Source organism: Tenacibaculum sediminilitoris, assembly GCF_964513795.1.
In the GTDB taxonomy this organism is placed as follows: Bacteria; Bacteroidota; Bacteroidia; order Flavobacteriales; family Flavobacteriaceae; genus Polaribacter; species Polaribacter sediminilitoris.
In genome coordinates this window covers 156,299-175,788 of record NZ_CAZEQR010000022.1, presented here as the reverse complement: position 1 = coordinate 175,788, position 19,490 = coordinate 156,299, and the positions used below count along the sequence as shown (strand labels likewise).

Annotated in this window: 19 protein-coding genes and 1 pseudogene; 11 read left to right on the top strand and 9 right to left on the bottom strand. The window is 29.8% G+C overall.

What is annotated here, in order from left to right:
• The first annotated feature begins 12 nt into the window (after positions 1-12).
• From ACKTSW_RS07820 to ACKTSW_RS07795, 6 genes are all read left to right on the top strand, one after another.
• The gene (locus tag ACKTSW_RS07820; protein ID WP_408024717.1) at positions 13-786 is read left to right on the top strand and encodes a carboxypeptidase-like regulatory domain-containing protein; all 774 of its coding nucleotides are present in this window, start codon (positions 13-15) and stop codon (positions 784-786) included.
• A 4-nt stretch (positions 787-790) separates the two neighbouring features.
• Positions 791-1,567: a carboxypeptidase-like regulatory domain-containing protein gene (locus ACKTSW_RS07815; RefSeq protein ID WP_408024716.1), complete on the top strand. Its 777-nt coding sequence runs from the start codon at positions 791-793 to the stop codon at positions 1,565-1,567.
• Between the two features lie 89 nt (positions 1,568-1,656).
• Positions 1,657-2,460 carry a carboxypeptidase-like regulatory domain-containing protein gene (locus tag ACKTSW_RS07810; protein ID WP_408024715.1) on the top strand — a complete coding sequence of 268 codons (804 nt, stop codon included), beginning with the start codon at positions 1,657-1,659 and terminating at the stop codon, positions 2,458-2,460.
• Between the two features lie 30 nt (positions 2,461-2,490).
• Complete coding sequence (locus tag ACKTSW_RS07805) at positions 2,491-2,982, top strand: DUF6702 family protein (protein ID WP_408024714.1); 492 nt, start codon at positions 2,491-2,493, stop codon at positions 2,980-2,982.
• 75 nt (positions 2,983-3,057) lie between these two features.
• Positions 3,058-5,286, top strand: a complete 2,229-nt coding sequence (locus ACKTSW_RS07800) for a M1 family metallopeptidase (protein WP_408024713.1) — start codon at positions 3,058-3,060, stop codon at positions 5,284-5,286.
• A 316-nt stretch (positions 5,287-5,602) separates the two neighbouring features.
• The gene (locus tag ACKTSW_RS07795; RefSeq protein WP_408024754.1) at positions 5,603-5,773 is read left to right on the top strand and encodes a hypothetical protein; all 171 of its coding nucleotides are present in this window, start codon (positions 5,603-5,605) and stop codon (positions 5,771-5,773) included.
• 382 nt (positions 5,774-6,155) lie between these two features.
• Here ACKTSW_RS07795 and ACKTSW_RS07790 read toward each other — a convergent pair whose 3' ends face one another.
• A complete protein-coding gene (locus tag ACKTSW_RS07790; protein ID WP_408024712.1) occupies positions 6,156-6,590 on the bottom strand; it encodes a hypothetical protein in 435 nt (144 codons plus the stop codon).
• A 442-nt stretch (positions 6,591-7,032) separates the two neighbouring features.
• Here ACKTSW_RS07790 and ACKTSW_RS07785 point away from each other — a divergent pair, with 442 nt between their 5' ends.
• The gene (locus ACKTSW_RS07785) at positions 7,033-8,586 is read left to right on the top strand and encodes a helix-turn-helix domain-containing protein (RefSeq protein WP_408024711.1); all 1,554 of its coding nucleotides are present in this window, start codon (positions 7,033-7,035) and stop codon (positions 8,584-8,586) included.
• A 16-nt stretch (positions 8,587-8,602) separates the two neighbouring features.
• Here the strand turns inward: ACKTSW_RS07785 and ACKTSW_RS07780 are convergent, their stop codons facing one another.
• Positions 8,603-8,818 carry a hypothetical protein gene (locus ACKTSW_RS07780; protein ID WP_408024710.1) on the bottom strand — a complete coding sequence of 72 codons (216 nt, stop codon included), beginning with the start codon at positions 8,816-8,818 and terminating at the stop codon, positions 8,603-8,605.
• A gap of 287 nt (positions 8,819-9,105) precedes the next feature.
• Here ACKTSW_RS07780 and ACKTSW_RS07775 point away from each other — a divergent pair, with 287 nt between their 5' ends.
• Complete coding sequence (locus ACKTSW_RS07775; RefSeq protein WP_408024709.1) at positions 9,106-9,318, top strand: hypothetical protein; 213 nt, start codon at positions 9,106-9,108, stop codon at positions 9,316-9,318.
• A gap of 64 nt (positions 9,319-9,382) precedes the next feature.
• On the opposite strand, the gene lon is transcribed toward ACKTSW_RS07775, so the two are convergent.
• Positions 9,383-11,839 carry an endopeptidase La gene (gene lon, locus ACKTSW_RS07770; RefSeq protein ID WP_408024708.1) on the bottom strand — a complete coding sequence of 819 codons (2,457 nt, stop codon included), beginning with the start codon at positions 11,837-11,839 and terminating at the stop codon, positions 9,383-9,385.
• Between the two features lie 231 nt (positions 11,840-12,070).
• Here lon and ACKTSW_RS07765 point away from each other — a divergent pair, with 231 nt between their 5' ends.
• The 3 genes from ACKTSW_RS07765 to ACKTSW_RS07755 are packed head-to-tail and all read left to right on the top strand — an operon-like array spanning position 12,071 to position 13,789.
• Positions 12,071-12,757 carry a tetratricopeptide repeat protein gene (locus tag ACKTSW_RS07765; protein WP_408024707.1) on the top strand — a complete coding sequence of 229 codons (687 nt, stop codon included), beginning with the start codon at positions 12,071-12,073 and terminating at the stop codon, positions 12,755-12,757.
• Positions 12,757-13,287, top strand: coding sequence for a YfiT family bacillithiol transferase (locus tag ACKTSW_RS07760; protein WP_408024706.1), 531 nt, complete (start codon positions 12,757-12,759; stop codon positions 13,285-13,287). Before ACKTSW_RS07765 ends, ACKTSW_RS07760 begins: the two co-directional genes overlap by 1 nt.
• A 7-nt stretch (positions 13,288-13,294) precedes the next feature.
• Positions 13,295-13,789, top strand: coding sequence for a hypothetical protein (locus ACKTSW_RS07755; protein WP_408024705.1), 495 nt, complete (start codon positions 13,295-13,297; stop codon positions 13,787-13,789).
• Here ACKTSW_RS07755 and ACKTSW_RS07750 read toward each other — a convergent pair.
• The 6 genes and pseudogenes from ACKTSW_RS07750 to pheT all read right to left on the bottom strand — a co-directional run bounded on the left by ACKTSW_RS07750 (position 13,786) and on the right by pheT (position 19,490).
• Positions 13,786-14,115, bottom strand: a complete 330-nt coding sequence (locus ACKTSW_RS07750) for a cupin domain-containing protein (RefSeq protein WP_408024704.1) — start codon at positions 14,113-14,115, stop codon at positions 13,786-13,788. The two genes, ACKTSW_RS07755 and ACKTSW_RS07750, sit on opposite strands and share 4 nt — an antisense overlap.
• A gap of 160 nt (positions 14,116-14,275) precedes the next feature.
• Positions 14,276-14,512 (bottom strand): hypothetical protein, encoded by a 237-nt coding sequence (locus tag ACKTSW_RS07745; RefSeq protein WP_408024703.1) that lies wholly within the window; start codon positions 14,510-14,512, stop codon positions 14,276-14,278.
• A 98-nt stretch (positions 14,513-14,610) separates the two neighbouring features.
• Positions 14,611-15,192 (bottom strand): annotated as a pseudogene (locus ACKTSW_RS07740) (helix-turn-helix domain-containing protein).
• 108 nt (positions 15,193-15,300) lie between these two features.
• Positions 15,301-15,915: a LysE family translocator gene (locus ACKTSW_RS07735; RefSeq protein ID WP_408024702.1), complete on the bottom strand. Its 615-nt coding sequence runs from the start codon at positions 15,913-15,915 to the stop codon at positions 15,301-15,303.
• A gap of 3 nt (positions 15,916-15,918) precedes the next feature.
• Positions 15,919-16,953, bottom strand: a complete 1,035-nt coding sequence (locus tag ACKTSW_RS07730; protein ID WP_408024701.1) for a quinone-dependent dihydroorotate dehydrogenase — start codon at positions 16,951-16,953, stop codon at positions 15,919-15,921.
• Between the two features lie 110 nt (positions 16,954-17,063).
• Positions 17,064-19,490, bottom strand: coding sequence for a phenylalanine--tRNA ligase subunit beta (pheT, locus tag ACKTSW_RS07725; protein WP_408024700.1), 2,427 nt, complete (start codon positions 19,488-19,490; stop codon positions 17,064-17,066).

The window sequence follows — 19,490 nt, the reverse complement described above, 5'->3', positions numbered from 1 at the left end:
TTTATTTGTGATATGAGAAAATTGTTATTGGTTCTTTTTATCTCCTTTTCTTGTGTAATTATTGCTCAAAACACGCCTAAAATTATTATGGGTACTGTGTTTATAGATAGTATTGCAACACAAGATGTGCACATTATTAATAAAAAAATGGCTCTGGGGGCTGTTTCAAACGAAAATGGATATTTTGAAATTTTAGCAGCAGAAAATAACTCCTTATTAATTTCTCACCTAAACTTAGAGTATAAAGAGGTAACCATTACCAAAGAACATATAAAAGCTAAAAACATTGTAATTTTTGTTAATAGTAAAACTCACATGCTTGATGAAGTAGTGTTAGAAAAACAACCAGGTATTTTTGAGGTAGATAAAGATATACATACCAACGCTCCTGTTATTAATGCTAAAACCTTAAAACTACCCTACGCAAATGTGAAACCAAAAGATGAAAAAACAGTAAAAATTCAATCAGGAGTAGCAATTAGTTTAACAGGGCTTATTAATGCACTTAACGGAACAAACAAACTACGAAGGCAATTAAAAAAGATAACTATTGAAGATAAAAACATTGAAAAAATTAGAAAACACTTTACCGATGGCTTTTTTGTATACCAACTAAAAATAGAGAAAGAAAAAATTAATCAGTTTTTAGAAGGATGTATTTCTAAAGGAATTATAAACTTGTACACTAAAAATAAAGTTCTAGAGCTTACCGCTGTTTTAATTGAAAATAGTAAAACCTCTCCTTATCTACTAGAGAATGAACACATAAGAGTTACCAAAAATTAATTATATGATAAAACAACTACTCATTACTCTTCTACTTTTTATTACAGTAGGCATTACCGCACAAGAAAATAGAAAGTTTTTTTATGCTACCGTACAAGATGAGGTAAGTACTGTTTCTAACTCACATATTATTAACATAAACACTAAACAAGGAACCTTTACTAACAATAATGGTGAGTTTAGAATTTTGGCGAAAGTAAATGATACTTTACAAATTTCGTTTGTGGGCTATGAAACTAAAAACTTTGTCGTAAAAATTAATCATTTCGGGATACAAAAAAATTACATTCAATTAAAAAAAACACCTATTGAGCTAGATGAAGTTGAAGTAAAAAAGCATAATTTGCTTGGATATATTTCTTCCGATACCAAACACATAAAATCTAAAAAAGAAATAAACGCTGAAACATTAAACCTGCCCTTTGCAGGTTCTAGAATACCTACTCCAGCCGAAAGGAGATTACATACTGCTATGTCAAGTTCTGCAGGAATACCTATTGATCCTTTTTTAAACTGGATTTCAGGTAGAACAAAAAAACTAAAGAAGCTAAAAGCAATAGAAGATAAAGAAAAAAGAATAGAAAACATTCGTAACAACTATCATATATATATAACTCATGAACTAAAAATAGTAAAAGAAGATGTTAATCGATTTATTTATTTTGTTGAAGAAGCTAATAATTTTAACTATTATTATTTAAATAATGAAGTTACTATGATAGAGTTTTTACAAAAGAAATCAGAAATATTTAAAGAATTAAACCCAAAAAACTATCAGTAACTATCATAGTTCTATATATATTTTTTCAATCGCTCTTTTTTAAAATATTTTGTACCTTTAGGAATAAGCAACCAAACCTATAGGTAAATATGAAAAAAGCACTAATCCTTATATTTTTTTTATCTCAAATTCAAATAGTAGTTTCACAAGAAGAACGAAAAACACTTTTCGGAATTATTTATGATGAAGATGGTAAGCTAGAAAATGCTCATATTGTTAACTTTTCAACACAGCAAGCTACCTTTTCTAATAAGGAAGGCGAATATAAACTTTTTGCAAAACCTACCGATTCGATTCGATACAGTAGTATAGGTCATAAAACTATTTATCAAAAATTAACTAAAGAAGATTTTAATACTTACAGAAAAAGAACTACTCTTAAAAAACAAGACTACCTGTTAGATGAAGTCTTATTAAAAAAGAATCAACTTTTTGGTGAGCTTACCAAAGATTTAACAAAAGTAACCCACGATAAAAATCAAGAAATTGCCAGTAAAGCCACCAATTTTTCAAACGTTAATTATAATAACTATAATTCAGACGACCACATTAACAAACATGTAAAACCTCCAGTGGTTAAAGTTGATCCTACTGCACAGTTTGAAGGAATGGGCACAACTAATACGATTCCTTTTAAAGAATCTGAACAACTATGGAAACTGCGTAAAGAACTAGCTTTTAAAGAGAGTATGCCTACAAAATTGCTAAACGAACTAGGAGAAGACTTCTTTTTTGTTGAATTAAAAATACCTGTAGAAAAGTACTACCACTTTCTTGAATACTGTAATCCGTTAGGAATAGAAAAACTATATCAAAACCGTGAAGTATTAAAAGTGATTAATATATTTAGAAAAGAACATACTGGCTACCTTAAAATTATTGAAAAACACTAATTTGGCGCAATAATTGATTTTCAATTCAACATGAAAAAATTTTTTATTCTTTTAGTACTATTTCCTTTAGTATCTTTTACCATACATAAATACTACGTAGCTTTAACTGAAATTGAGTATAAAGAAGATACGCAAAGTATACAAATGATAATGAATGTATTTATGGACGATATTGAGATTGCCATAAATAAAGATTACAATACAAACTTGAAAATTGCTACGAAAAATGAATTAGTGAACATTAATGAATATTTTTATAAATATTTAAAAGCGCATTTTAAAGTAACTATTAATAATGAAGAAAAAACCTATAATTTTATAGGTAAAGAATACGATGGAGATATCGTTTATTTTTATTTAGAAATAGAAAATATTTCACAGCCAAAATCAATAGAAATAGAAAACAATATTTTAGTAGCACACTTCCCAGACCAACAGAATCTTATTAAAGCAACAATTAAAAGAAAACGAAAAAGTTTATTTTTATCTAGTAAAAATGATAAAGGTTTGTTAAATTTTTAATGTAACTTCTTTTTTAGTAATAAGATTTCATTAACTTTCCGCTCATTTATTTTAAAAAAAACTAATAACCATATAATGAGAAAATATTCTACACTACTATTTTCAGCGCTCTTTGTATCAGCTGCTTTATTTGCCCAAGAAGCTCCAAAAAAAGAACGCCAACAAGGTCATACTGATCAAAACAAGTTCCGACAACTTAAAGATGTTTTAGCGACTCCTAATGATCAACGTACAGCATCAGGAGCTCCAGGTCATGCATATACACAACAAAAAGTTGACTATGTTATGAACTTACGCTTAGATGAAGCCACCGATAGATTGTATGGAGACGAAGATATTACCTACCACAATAATTCTAAAGACCATTTAGAGTATTTATGGTTACAATTAGACCAAAACATGAGAGCTCCTGACTCTAAAACTCCATTAGCAGTATCTAAGGGAGCCAGTGGTTTCCAAACTCCTGATAAGTTTGTGAGTGACAATATGGGAAAACCTAAAGCTTTTGGTTTTAACATCGAGGCAGTAAAACATGCAGATGGTAGAGACTTGTCACATACTATTAATCGTACAATGATGCGCATTAATTTACCAAAGCCACTAGCTCCGGGTGAAGTTTTTAAGTTTAGAATTAAATGGAACTACTTAATCAATAATTCTGTTGAAGATGGTGGACGTTCTGGTTTTGAATCTTTTCCTGACGGAAATAAAAACTATACCATTGCTCAATTTTTTCCGAGACTATGTGTGTACAACAATGTTGAAGGATGGCAAAATATGCAATTCTGGGGACGTAGTGAATGGGCTTTAGAGTTTGGTGACTACGACGTTAAAATTACAGTTCCGGCAGACCATGTATTAGAAGCAACGGGTACTTTACAAAACGAAAAAGATGTGTTGACAAAAGAGCAACGTAAACGTTTTGAAAAAGCCAGAAAGTCTTATAAAAACCCTGTATTTATCGTTACACAAGCTGAAGCTGAAGCAAACGAAAAAGAAGCAACTACCCAAACTAAAACATGGCATTTTAAGGCAGATAGAGTACGTGACTTTGCTTTTGCTTCTTCAAGAAAATATATTTGGGATGCTATGGCAGTTAACATTAACGGAAAAGATGTAATGGCTATTTCATTATACCCAAAAGAAGGAAACCCTTTATGGGAAGAACATTCAACTAGAGTTGTAGCAAATACTTTAGATGAATACTCTAAAATGACGTTTGATTACCCTTACCCAAAAGCAATATCTGTTCACGCGAAGCGTCAAGGAATGGAGTATCCTATGATATGTTTTAACTATGGTCGCCCAAACCCTGATGGAACGTATTCTGATAGAGTTAAAAACGGAATGATTGGAGTAATTACTCACGAGGTTGGTCATAACTTCTTCCCTATGATTGTAAACTCTGATGAGCGTCAATGGACTTGGATGGATGAAGGTTTAAATTCTTTTGTAGAAATTTTAGCTGAATTAGATTACGATCCCAACTTTAACACTGGTAACTTACCTAAAGATATTGTTCGTTACATGAGTTTAGATCAAGACAAATTAAGTCCAATTATGTCTCAAGGTGATTATGTACATAATTTTGGGCCTAATGCATATACGAAACCAGCCGCTGGTTTATACATGTTACGTCAAACAATTATGGGACCAGAACTATTCGACTATGCTTTTAGAACATATGCTAAAAGATGGATGTTTAAGCACCCTACTCCTGCTGATTTCTTTAGAACTATGGAAGATGCTTCTGGTATGGACTTAGATTGGTTTTGGAGAGGTTGGTTTTACACAACTGACTATAATGATATTGGTATAAAAGAGGTTAAACCTTTATACATAACCAATAAACCAAATGATAAAACTAAGAAGTTACAAGAACAATATCCTTCTTATTTTGCACAGTTAGGTAAATTAGTGTACTTAACCACTGAAAAGGAAGGTGCTAACAAATCAGAAATAGAAACCTATATTAACAGCTTACCTTCTGATAAAAAAGCTGGCTTAAAAAATATTCCTAGCTACATGTATCAGGTTGAGTTTGAAAAACCAGGTGGATTAGTTATGCCAATTATAGTAGAATTAACCTATGCTGATGGCACTAAGAAACGTGAAACTTTTCCAGCACAAATATGGAACAAAGATGAAAGTAAAGTATACAGAGTTTTTACTTCTTCACAAGAAATTAAAAGTATTGTTGTTGACCCTGACTTAGAAACTGCAGATATTGATACTTCAAATAACAGTTGGCCAAAGCAAACAACAAATAAATTTGATACTTTCAAAAACCAAGAAAAAAAATAATTAGTTAGCTGCCTAATCTTAATGAGTCGTCATAAAATAGGTTGACAGTTTAAAAAAATATTAGACCAGTGAATTGAATTTCACTGGTTTTTTGTTTGTTGTAGGAATCGATTAATTGTTTTATTAAAAGGTTTAATTCCTTATCTTTTTTACATTTATAAATTAAGAGTTCTTGTTTTTAAAAACCCTATTAATTCTTTAAGTTAAAGCATTTTAACAACAATCAAAACCAGTTTTCATAGAAGGCTTTATATTATGTTTGTTCAATTCTGATTAATAGGCTTTAGAGCTGTACTGTAGTCCTCTATCAGAATAGATGTATAATTCTATTGTTTGTAACTCAGATTATAATTTAGGCTTTAAATTAGCCTTAGTAGCCGAGGTAGAAAAAGGTGAGTTAAGCTATAAACAAGCTCAAAATACTTATGGAATTCAAGGAAGAAGCACTGTTTTGGATTGGCTTAGAAAACATGTTACCTTAGACTAGAGTATCCCAAAACATCATCAAACGCCAAAATATAAAGAAAGCCCAACTCAAAAGATAAAACGATTGGAGAGAGAACTAGAGAATAAAAAACTTAAGAATACAATTTTAAACAATATGATTAACACCTCTGACAGCCAATATGCAACAGCTATCAGAAAAAAGTATTTATCTCAACAATCCAAAACATCCGTATAGTAGGAAGGTTATGGGATACCATTTAAGTAATAATATGGTAGTAAGTATCTCATTGAGTACGTTTCTCTCTTTGTTTTTCTGAGCTATTCATAAATAAGTAGATTTTGTGTCAACTTATTTCAGGACGGGACATTATAAAAAAATAGCGGAGTTTAAAACTCCGCTATTTTTATTTTAAGAATATTATTTACTTATTAAATAGTCTGTTTATATTTTCATAAGTAAGTAATTTAGAAACTGTCATAACATCTGGATCTCTACTCACATATTGCTGAATTTGCAATAAAACTACTCCATCTTGTTTGGCATATTTTAACCAAATTACATCTCCATTTGCTTTAATTTTATATGGATCTCTTGGATTCTCTTCAAAACCTTTTATAATTATTTGATATAGTTTTTCTACATCATTATCTAGGTTCTTAAATGAGAAATTAACATACTCATGAATAGGGTCATTTATATTTTTATAGTAAAAATTATAAGCTTTGTCTCCTATTTTCTCTAAATAAACATATTCTATTTTACCTACTATTTCTGTTTTAGTAGTCTCAATAAATTCAATTTGTGAATATGAAACTACAGTAAACAAAAGACCTGTTAAAAAAAGAATTTTTTTCATGAAGTTTAAGGGTTTAAGTTTTGATATTATTTTTAATTTTTAAATATAACTAAAACAACAACGTCTTTTACTTATAAAAAGTATTTTATTAAATTATTTATTATTTAACTATACCCTTATACAAAGAATTTTCATAATATATACACTAAAACACCCTCGCCTATTTAAACAAATAGAATTAGTTTTAAACAAATAGAATTAGTATCTTTTGATAACCAAAGTCATTAAATATTTTTATTTTGCAGTCATATAAATTTTATAACTTCTTAAAAAAGTCATGTTAAAAAAATTTTCGTTTCTCTATTTATTGTTTTTTTTTTCATCTCAATCATCTCAATGTTTTAGCCAAACAAATAATGATTACAAAAAAAGTGAGTTAGAAAATTTTAAAAAAAAATTTTATCAGTATAGAGAAATTGGTATCGATAGTTCTTTATTTTATATGGATAAATTGATAAAAACAAACAACATACCATATAAAGCATTTGCTTATGCAGCTATAGAGTATTTAAAAACACGTGAAAAACAATCAGTAGATGTTTCTTTTTACAAAGACAGCATAAACAAATACCTCCATAAAGTTCCAAAAACAAGAAAAAACTTTCCTATACTTTTTGATATCCATATACTTTTAGGCAACACTAATAAAAGAAGAGAATTAATTAAACCCGCTATAGAAAACTATATTATTGCAGAAAACTTTGCTTCTCTTGCTAATGACATTGAGCGAACCATTAAGATAAAAGGAAATATTGCACTCATTTATCAAGATATGGAAGAATTTGATAAAGCTATAAACAAAGGAAAAGAAACATTAAACCTTATAGAAAGAGACAAGAAAGCACTTGCTGAAAAATACTACAGTAATAAATATAAAAATATATTAAATGTAGCAGCTATTTATGCTACATTATATAAAAAAGACACTGAAAAAAATAAGTATGCATCAGACTCTTCTTTATATTACTATAACTCAATTCTAAAAAATAAAGATTTTGATCTTAGCGAGTACTACAAAGCCAAAATTTATTATGGTTTAGGTACATTATATAGTTTAAAGAAACAACATTCTATAGCTACTACCTATCTTGAAAAAAGTATAGGACTATTTGAAGAAAGTAAGTCTCAATCATACTTGTACAAAAGCTATTACAACAATGGCTATAATTATTACATGCTAAATGATATAGAAAAGGCTAAAAAAAATTATTTATCTGCTTTAAGCATCAAAAAAGATGCTGTTTTAGATTATAACTATATGAGTATACTTAATTACTTATCTGAAATATATTCTAAACAAAATAAAATAGATTCTGCTAAATATTATTTTAATAGTTTTTTAAATAATTATACGAAAGTATCTTCAAGAGAAAAAAAGCAATTTAAAGAAGCTTATAAGGTTGATTTTGATCAAAAAATAAAAGATTTAAAAGAAAAAAACACTAAAAAGAGCTATTTTTATAAATCCTTAGTAGTCAGCTTACTAACCATAGTACTTATTATTAGTTTTTTAGTAGCTAAAAACTCTAAAGAAAAAAAGAGAGCAAATGAAAAGCTAGACGAATTGTTGAGCAAAATTTCAAAAAAAGAAGATCTTACTGAAAAATCATTCTCATTATCTAATAACTATAAAATAAAAGATGAGCAACATCAACAAATTATCAATGGTCTTTTAAAAATAGAGGAAAAGGAATACTTTTTAGAAGAGGAGTTTAACTTATACAACGCTGCAAAAAAAATTGGAACCAATACCACTTACCTATCTAAAATCATTAAAGAACATAAAAAAATGAGCTTTAATGATTATACAAATGAATTGAGAGTTAATTACATTATCAAACTACTTAGTAATGATAAGAAAGTTAGGTCTTATACTACTCAGGCTATTTGTGAAATAGCTGGCTACAAAAATGCTAAATCTTTTACTCGAATTTTTAAGAAATATATAGGAATAACTCCTTATCAATTTATAGAAAAAATTAATAAAGAGTTATAAATTTTTAAGCTAATTCTTAAATTTTTATTTTATTGTCTTCACATTTATCCCAAATTTCTGATCCTGCTGGTAGATTAAAACAATCTTCTTCTCCATCTGTATCAGGATCTCCAAACCCACCACCTGAATCTAAATCTTCAGGCAATACTATAGGGTCTCCTGCAAATATTTTAGATTTTTCTTTAGAGGTTAACTCATATTTCTTTAACAACTCAATAGGTAAACACTTCATAAGTTTTATTTTTTTAGTTTATTAGGTAAAGTTAATTTTTTTTATCGATTGTTTTATATTATAAATACTTCAATTCACACAAACAACACATAAAACCCTATTAAACAGCATATTAACCAAAACAAGAAGGTGCTATTTTTTTTAAATAATACCTGTTTTTTTCTTAAATAGTCACTTACAAAACTTCTTTTATTACACCAAACACACAATATTTGTAATTATAATATTTACAAATGCGGAACCTGAAAAGCATTTAAAAGAGTAAGGGAAATTTTAATTTTTTAACCATGTTAAAATCAATTTTAAACCTTGGAGATGTTTTAAATAAAACAGCACAAAAAAACATTAACGGAGGAGGGCCTGGTTCTCCTTACTGGTGCAATAATCCAGATAACTGGGGGCCACAACCAACTGCATGCCTAAGAGGTCAAGAACGTGTGTACGATTCTTCTGTAGGTTACTGTGTTTGTAAAGGTAAGATTGCTGTGCTTGCAATGTAAAATTGAACAATTTAAAACATCCATTATAGTTAATTATAATGGATGTTTCTTTTAAGAGTGTGAGTTATAAAAGCTTTTTAGCATTCTTTACCTTTTGTTTGGTAAGCGCTATTTCAATCACCTCACTCATATCGTTTACATAGTGAAATGTTAATCCTTTTAAGTAACTTTCTTTTATTTCTTCTATATCTCTTTTGTTATCAGCACATAAGATAATTTCTTTAATATTAGCTCGCTTAGCTGCTAATATCTTTTCTTTAATTCCTCCTACTGGTAACACCTTACCTCTCAAGGTAATTTCACCAGTCATTGCTAATTTATTTTTTACCTTGCGTTGAGTAAACACTGATACTAATGATGTCAACATTGTAATACCTGCACTGGGTCCATCTTTAGGTGTAGCTCCTTCTGGTACGTGAATATGTACGTCATATTTATCTAACACTTCAGGGTTTATACCAAACTCCTCAGCATTTGATTTAATGTACTTCATTGCTATTGTTGAAGACTCTTTCATAACGGTACCTAAGTTACCAGTAATTGATAAGTTCCCTTTTCCTTTAGAAATGATAGACTCTATAAATAATATATCACCTCCAACACTTGTCCAAGCTAATCCAGTAACCACACCTGCTACATCATTATTTTCGTATTTATCACGTTCTAAGCGTGCTGGACCTAAAATGGTTTCGATATCTTCATTTGTTAAAATCACATTATACTCCTCTTCCATCGCAATAGATTTCGCTGCGAATCGAACTACTTTGGCAACCTGTTTTTCTAAACCACGAACTCCAGATTCACGAGTATATCCTTCAACTATTTTTTCTATTTGTTTTTTACCAACTGTTAAGTGCTCTTTTGATAGTCCGTGCTCTTTTAATTGTTTTGGAAACAAATATTTTTTAGCTATTTCTACTTTTTCTTCAATAGTATAACCAGTTACATTAATAATCTCCATACGATCACGTAACGCCCATGGAATTTGGTTAATGTTATTAGCTGTAGCTATAAATAACACCTTAGAAAGGTCGTATCCTACTTCTAAGTAATTATCGTAGAACGCTGTATTTTGTTCTGGGTCTAACACTTCTAGCATTGCTGAAGAAGGATCTCCTTGATGACTTTGACTTAACTTATCAATTTCATCTAATACAAATACCGGATTAGAGGTTCCTGCTTTTTTAATATTCTGAATTAAACGCCCTGGCATTGCTCCTATATATGTTTTACGATGTCCGCGAATTTCAGCTTCATCACGTAAACCACCTAAAGACATACGTACATACTTACGACCTAAAGCTTCTGCAACCGATTTACCTAATGATGTTTTACCCACTCCTGGAGGTCCATACAAACAAATAATTGGCGACTTCATATCACCACGTAGTTTTAAAACAGCTAAATGTTCTATAATACGCTCTTTCACTTTCTCCAAACCAAAATGGTCTCTATCTAATATTTTTTGAGCTTTTTTCAAATCGAATTTATCTTTGGAATATTTTCCCCAAGGCAACTCTAACATTAACTCTAAATAGTTACGCTGTACACCATATTCAGCCATTTGAGGGTTCATTCGCTTTAAACGACTTAACTCTTTTTCGAATGTATCACCAACCTCTTTATTCCATTTTTTTGACTTCGATTTACTGCGCATTTCATCTAGCTCTTGCTCATGAGAAACACCACCTAGTTCATCTTGAATGGTTTTTAATTGTTGGTTTAAGTAATACTCACGTTGTTGTTTGTCTAAATCAGAACGTGTTTTAGACTGAATATCATTACGTAACTGTAATTTTTGAAGTTCTTTATCTAAATTCTTTAAAGTTAATAATGCACGCTCTTTTAAATTGTCTTTTTCTAACAATACTTGTTTTTGCACTACATTTAACTCCATATTTGATGAAATAAAATTCACCAAAAATGAACTAGATTGAATATTTTTTATCGCAAATGACGCTTCTGAAGGCAACATTGGGTTTTCTTTAATTACCTCTAATGCTAAATCTTTAATCGAATCAATAATTGCATCAAACTCTTTTTGATTATCAATTTCTCGCTCATCAACAGCTTCTTTTACCTTTGCTTTTAAATAAGGTTGTTCTTGTGTAATTTCTTCAATTTTAAAACGTTTTTTACCCTGAATAATCACAGTAGTATTACCATCAGGCATTTTTAACACTCGTAAAATTTGTGCTACTACACCAGTTTGGTAAATATCATCTAGCCCAGGGTCTTCGACTTCACTGTTTTTTTGTGCAACTACTCCTACAACTTTATCTCCTTTGTTTGCGTCTTTAATTAACTGGATAGATTTATCTCTACCTGCAGTGATTGGTATTACCACTCCAGGAAATAAAACGGTGTTTCGTAACGAAAGAATTGGCAACTCTTCTGGGATACTCTCTTTATTTATTAATTCTTCATCTTCTGGTGTTAATAATGGAATTAATTCTGAATCTTCATTAAAAACATCTTGAAGCGACAAATTGTCTAAATGTAATATTTTTGATTTACTCATATCTTATTTATTCTGTCATAGTGGCACGTTTAAACATTTTTTAAACAAAAACCATATTTTTAAAAATCATAAACTACTGACAAACAAGAAGGTATAACAATTCCAGTGTTTATCATACCCTCTATAAGTCAATTCTTATGCCAACAGAAGTTATAAAAAATATAAATTGTAACTTTTTTAAACTTAAATCGTCTTATAGATATTATTCTTAACTTACAACCAAATTAAAAAATGAAAATTAAATTTTTACTCCTTTCGCTTCTAGTATTAATTATCAGTTGTACATCTAAAACAAACTCACCAGAGTTTATAGAAAAAGCAGCTGGACGCTATTATTTTAATGCTGATGAAATTATAGAAGTTACTTTTGACAAGGACAATAAGTTACTTATAAAATGGCGTAATCAAAATTTAGCACCTTTAAAAGTTAATGATTCTTCTTTTTATGTCAGAGAATTAAATGAAAAGCTCATTTTTAACACTTCTGAAAATAAAATTGAATTAGCTGAAAAACGTGAACATAAAGGAGAAAAATATGTCTTTAAAATGCTAAAAAAAGGAGAAAAAACACCTAGTGAACACTTAGCTGAGGGTAATTTTGAAGCTGCATTAAAAGGATACAAAGCTATTAAAGAGAAAGATAGTTTAAGTCCAGTAACTAGAGAAAGTAACTTAAATAGATTAGGATATCACTATCTTAGAAGTAATGAGTTTGAAAATGCTATTAATATTTTTAAAATTAATATTGAACTATACCCTAATAGCTCTAACACTTATGATAGTACTGGAGATGCTTATACTAAAATGAAAGATACCGCTAATGCTGTTATGTATTATAAAAAGGCACTAGCTATAAACTCTGAGAATAGAAGTGCTAAACGAAACTTAGAAAAATTAGCTTCAAAAAAAGAAGAATAATGGAAGAGTTAAAATATCCTATTGGAAAACCTAACATTCCTAATAAAATTTCTTCTAATTTGCTTTCCAAATGGATTACTATTATAGAAAGTTTTCCTGAAAGGCTTAAAAAATTAATTTCTAATCTGTCTGATGAGCAATTAAACACTCCCTATAGAGAAAATGGTTGGACTATTACACAGGTAGTACACCATTGCGCTGATAGTCATCACAACTCCTATACTCGTTTTAAATGGGCTTTAACAGAAGATAAACCGGTTATTAAAACCTATTTTGAAGATCGTTGGGCTGAATTGTTTGATTCGAAAAGTGCTCCTATACAACTCTCTCTTGATGTCTTACAAGCACTACATGCTAAATGGGCTTATTTCTTGAAAGGTTTAAATGAAGATGAATTAAATAAATCGTTTATCCACCCTGATGGAAATGAAGAAGTAAACTTAAAAGAAAATATAGGTATTTATGCTTGGCATTGTAACCATCACTATGCTCATATTGAGCATTTGTTAATTAGAAAGAACTGGTTATAAACTAACTATGTTTAAAGAGAAACATTTACATATTATCACTTCATTTATTGAAGAAATAGGCATAAATATTATTTTTCAAGAAATTGAAGAGACTTGTTTTTTACCTGGGTTAAAATTGTATAAAGGAGCAATTTTAGTAGATAAAACTAAATTGCAATATCCTGGTGATTTATTACACGAAGCTGGTCACATAGCTATTACATTACCTGAACATAGGCATCTCATTGGTACTTCTCGAATGCCCGAAAATTGGCCTAGTGATGGAGACGAAATAGCTACTGTTATATGGTCGTTTGCGGCTTTAAGTAAGCTACAACTAGCTCCTGAAGTTGTTTTTCATGAAAATGGTTATAAAAACCAATCGAAGTGGCTTATTGAGCAGTTCGAAAACAAAAACTACATAGGGTTACCTTTACTAGAATGGATGGGACTTTGTCATCAAAACAACAATAAAGATTCTTCTCACTTGGCTTTTCCGCACATGATAAAATGGCTGCGTTAGTTTTTTAAAATAATGGACAACATTTTAAATCTTTGATGTGCTTCAATTGTGCTTACTGTATTTCCTGGTATAATCATAGAATCACCATTTTGTAAATTAGTAAAAACATCATCAACCAACACTTCTGCCTTTCCTTCTATTACTTGAATGAATGTTGAAAAAGGAGTTGGTTTTGGTTTATATACTTTCCCATAATCTAAAGCTAGCACCATAATATCGTTTGTTTCTTCATATGGTATATGTTTTATTACAACAGTATTTGAAACATAATCTAACTTGTCTTTGATATTATAACTTATCAATTTTTTAAATTCATTATTTTTCATATGGTATAAAGATTTAAAAATCATTATAAGTTACATTAAAACAATTGATTTTTATTATATAAAACCTATTTTAAATTACATGCATCACATGTTTTACACAAAAAGAATCGTTTTGAGTCAAAACGATTCTTTGGTTATGGTTCTTATTTAAAAACTAATTTTAAAGAGTCGCTTGATAATTAGCTTTTAAAACTCCTATAACTTCACTACGATTCTTATCTAGCTTAGCTTCTAGTCTTTTAAATAAATCTGTCTCTTTTCCTGATTCAAATTTCACATCTTCTTCTGTTAATTTAGGATATTTAACCTTTAATGCCTTAGATTGTTTACTCCAATCTCCACTAAATTTAAAAAACTCATTTGACTTATTCTGCTCTCCTTTATTCTTAATTTCCATGATTATATAATTTTAAACAATGCTTATTTGCATTCATACAAAGATGATTATTAATAAAACTATATCTATTACACAACTAAAATCAATCCTTACATAAATCACAGGTTTTCAAGGTTTTTTCTTCTTTTCTCTCCTGTTTTTTTAAAATAAGAAGGAGAGTGTCCTGTAACTTTTTTAAACTGATTTGATAGGTGAGCAACACTACTGTAATGTAATCTGTAAGAAATCTCTGTAAGATTTAACTCATTATAAAGTATAAGTTCTTTTGCTTTTTCTATTTTATGTTTTATGTTTTATGTTTTATGTTTTATAATAAAGTGTTGAATTGTAATTCCTTTTACTTCTGAAAACAAATTGGATAAATATGTATAATCATATCCTAATTTTTCGCTAATAAAATCAGAGTAATTAACTTTAGGTACTTCTTCTGAATAGTGTATCATTCCAATAATGATATTTTTTATTTTATCTATCAGAATACTTTTTTTATCATCTAATAGCTCCAAACCCGAGGCTGCTAAGTTAGATTTTAATTGTTTTTTTTGTTCATTAGTAAGATTCTCTTGGATTTCAATCAAACCAAGTTCAATATTAGTATAATGTAGTCCAAGCTTTTGCAATTCTTGTTTGACCATTAGTTTGCACCTTAAACTCACCATATATTTCACATATAGTTTCATTGTGATTCGTTAGTAAATACTTGATTTCAGTTAAAGGTACATCATAAAAAACTAGATAAGAATAATAACAACTAATATTTATCTGTTTTTTTAAAAAAAAGCTTTTGACTATAACAAAATCAACAAAGCAATACCAACAAAAACCACAATCTGTGCCCATTTTAGATAGACTCCTACTTTATTGTGTTGTTTGATGTAATCGGAAATTTTTCCTGCTAAAATAGCAATTGATGAAAAGATGATAAATGAGATTAGTATAAACAAGCCTCCTAGTACATAAAATTGTATGACATTTGACAAGGTATCAGAAAACAAAAACTGTGGAAAAAATGCTAAAAAGAAAATAGTCACCTTCGGATTTAACACATTCATCCAAAAACCAGTTTTGAATAATTGTAAGGTTGATTTTCGCTCAACATTCTCGGTTGATAAAGCAATTTTAGCATCACTTTTATACACTTGATATGCTAAGTATAATAAATATCCTGCACCGAATAATTTGATGATAAAAAATAAATTCGGATTCTGCTTAATAATTTCAGATACTCCAAAGGCCACCAAAGTTGTATGAATTATACATCCTGTCATTAAACCTGCAACAGTAGCCAATCCATACTTTTTCCCATTAACAATACTTTGGGTTAACACAAAAATGTTATCAGGACCTGGTGAAATTGCTAAAGTAGCTGTAGTAAATACAAAAGAGATGAGGGTTTCTAGCATAAATTAACTTTCAGCTAAAATAGCTTTATTGATTCTTTTTACCAAGCTTGGTCCTTCGTATATGAATCCTGTATAAATTTGTACTAGGTCTGCCCCTGCTTTTAGCTTTTCTAAAGCATCTTTTTCAGAATGGATACCTCCTACTCCTATAATTGGAAATGTTTTGTTAGAGTTATCTGCTAAATACTGAATCACTCTTGTGCTTCTCTCTTTAACTGGTTGCCCACTTAACCCTCCATTACCTATTTCTTCCAAACGTTGCTCAGAAGCCTTTAAACCGTCTCTATTTACTGAGGTATTTGACGCTATTACTCCATCAATTTTGGTTTCTGCAACTAACTCTATAATTTCATCCAATTGTTGGTTATTTAAGTCTGGAGCTATTTTTAATAAGATTGGTTTTTGCTGCGCTTCTGCATTATTTAATTTCTGAACTTCAGTTATCAATTCCTTCAAATAATCAGCATCTTCTAATTTTGCATGGCTAGATACATTCGGACAACTTACATTCAGTACAAAATAATCTACATATGGGTGTAATCCTTTAAAACAAGTTACGTAATCTTCCGTATAATTTTCAGGAGCTGTATTGGTATTCTTACCAATATTTCCTCCAATAATAATTTTTCCTTTGTTCTTTTTTAATTGTTCAATCGCTGCTTCCAATCCTTCATTATTAAATCCCATTCGGTTGATGATTCCTTTATCATCTTTTAAACGGAATAAACGTTTTTTCGGATTTCCTACTTGTCCTTTTGGAGTTACAGTACCAATCTCAACAAAACCAAAACCAAAATCAGCTAACTCATTATACAAAACCGCATTTTTATCAAATCCTGCTGCTAAGCCTACTGGGTTTTTAAAAGTCAATCCAAATAAGTTACGCTCCAGTTTTTTATCATTAACTTGATACATTCCTCTAAAAATAGATGGCACTCCAGGTATCTTCGATAAAAACTTTACCAATGAGAATGTAAAGTGATGAATCTTTTCAGGATCAAAAAGAAAAAAGATTGGGCGAATAAGTAATTTGTACATCAGTTTATTTTGGTTTGTTTTAATTATAACCTCTCGAATATGCTTGAGGTGACACACTTATGTTTTTTATTTAAAAATATAAAAAAAGCTCCAAAAATGGAGCTTCTGAATTATCTTAATACAGCTTCTAAATTCTTTTCGAATGTTTGCTGTAGTTTCTGCATTATTTTATCTATTTGTTTGTCTTCTAAAGTTTTGTTTTCATCTTGCAATACAAAACTCACCGCATACGACTTTTTCCCTTCTGGTAATTTATCTCCTTTATATACATCAAATAAATCTACTTCCTTCAAAAGCTTTCTTTCTGATTGAAATGCTAAGTTGTAAATTTCTTTAAACTCTACTTTATTGTCTAATAATAATGCTAAATCACGTTTTACTGCTGGGAACTTAGGTAAGTCAGTTACCTTAATTTTCTTCTTCCCTACTAAATCTAAAATGTTTTGCCAATTTAAGTCAGCAAATAATACTTCTTGCTTAATAGAAAATTCTTTTAAAACAGCTCTCTTTACAACACCTAATTCTACCAACTTTGTTTTTCCTAAACTTAAGGTAATTCCTTCAGAGAATACATCTGATTTAGTTGGAGTAGTTTTTAAGTTATCAATTCCTAAACGACTTAACAATGTTGTTACAATTCCTTTTAAATAAAAGAAATCTGACGCTTGAGTTGCAACTCTCCAGTTGTCTGGTGTTCTGTTTCCTGTAACAAACAGCGTTAAATGTTTATCTTCTTGGTACCCGCTTTCGTATTTATGATATGTTTTACCAAACTCATAAAACTTTAGCGAATTTTGTTTTCTGTTGATGTTATAGGCTACAGATTCTAACCCACTAAATAGTAATGATTGACGCATTACTTTTAAATCGTTACTCAGCGGATTTAACATCTCTACATTATACTCTGGATTCAAACTCTCAGACAAGTCAATATAATCTGCCTTTGTTAATGAGTTTGCCATGGTTTCGTTAAAACCTAGTGATGATAATTGATCAGCTACAATATTTTCAACTTTAACTTCTTTATCATTATCAAAAGAAATAGAAGTGTTTAGCTTATGAGAGAACTCTATATTGTTATATCCGTAAACACGTAAAATCTCTTCTATAATATCAGCCTCACGTTGTACATCTACTCTATAAGAAGGCACTACTAAACCTAAACCAGCTTCAGTAAAACTATTAATTCTAATATCTAATGAAGCTAAAATCTTTTTAATGGTTTCTTTAGGAATTTCTTGTCCTATTAATTTGTAAGCATTTTCGAATGATAAGAATACTTCAAAATCTTCAACCTTAACAGGATAAAAATCTAAAATATCTGAAGACATTTTTCCATTTGCATACTCTTCAATCAACAACGCCGCACGCTTTAAAGCATATTTGGTTAAATTAATGTCGATTCCTCTTTCAAAACGGAAAGATGCATCGGTATTTAACGCATGACGTTTTGCTGTTTTACGAATAGACACAGGATTAAAATATGCACTTTCTAAGAAAATAGTATGCGTGCTTTCAGTAACTCCTGAATTTGCTCCTCCAAAAACACCACCAATACATAACGGTTTATTATCAGCATCACAAATCATGATATCTTCAGAAGATAATTCTCTTTCTACATCATCTAACGTAGTGAATTTTGTTCCTTCTTCTAAGGTTTTCACAACTACTTTACTTCCTCTAATTTTAGAAGCATCAAAAGCGTGTAATGGTTGTCCTAATTCATATAATACATAGTTTGTAATGTCTACAATATTATTTTTAGGAGTTAATCCAATCGCTTTTAATTTATTTTGAATCCACTCAGGAGATTCTTTTACTTCAATATCAGTAATAGTTATACCACAATAACGAGGTACTAAATCTTTATTTTCAACTTCAATATCGATTTTATGTGTACGCTCGTCTACATGAAAATTTGATACCGATGGAGAAATCAATTCTATATTAGTTCCTTGTTGAGTTAATCCTGCTCTTAAATCACGAGCCACACCAAAATGACTCATAGCATCGGCACGGTTTGGAGTTAAACCGATTTCAAATACGTAGTCTGTTTCTATATTGAAAACTTCTGAACAAGGAGTACCAGAAGCTAAACTTTCATCTAACACCATAATTCCATCGTGACCTTTACCTAAACCTAATTCGTCTTCGGCACAAATCATTCCGTGGCTTTCTTCTCCTCTAATTTTTCCTTTTTTAATTTTAAACCCTTCACCTTTCTCATCATACAACATGGTACCAACAGTTGCTACAGGTACTTTTTGTCCTGCTTCTACATTAGGTGCTCCACAAACAATTTGTACCGGATTCCCATCTCCTAAATCAACAGTTGTAATTTTTAACTTATCAGCATTTGGGTGTTTTACACAAGTTTTTACTTCTCCAACAACAACTCCTTTTAAACTACCTTTAATGCTTTCAACAGTTTCTATACCTTCTACTTCAAGACCTAAATCTGTCAATAATTCACCTGTTTTTTCAGCTTCCCAGTCTGTTTGTAAAAATTGTCGTAACCAATTGTATGATATCTTCAT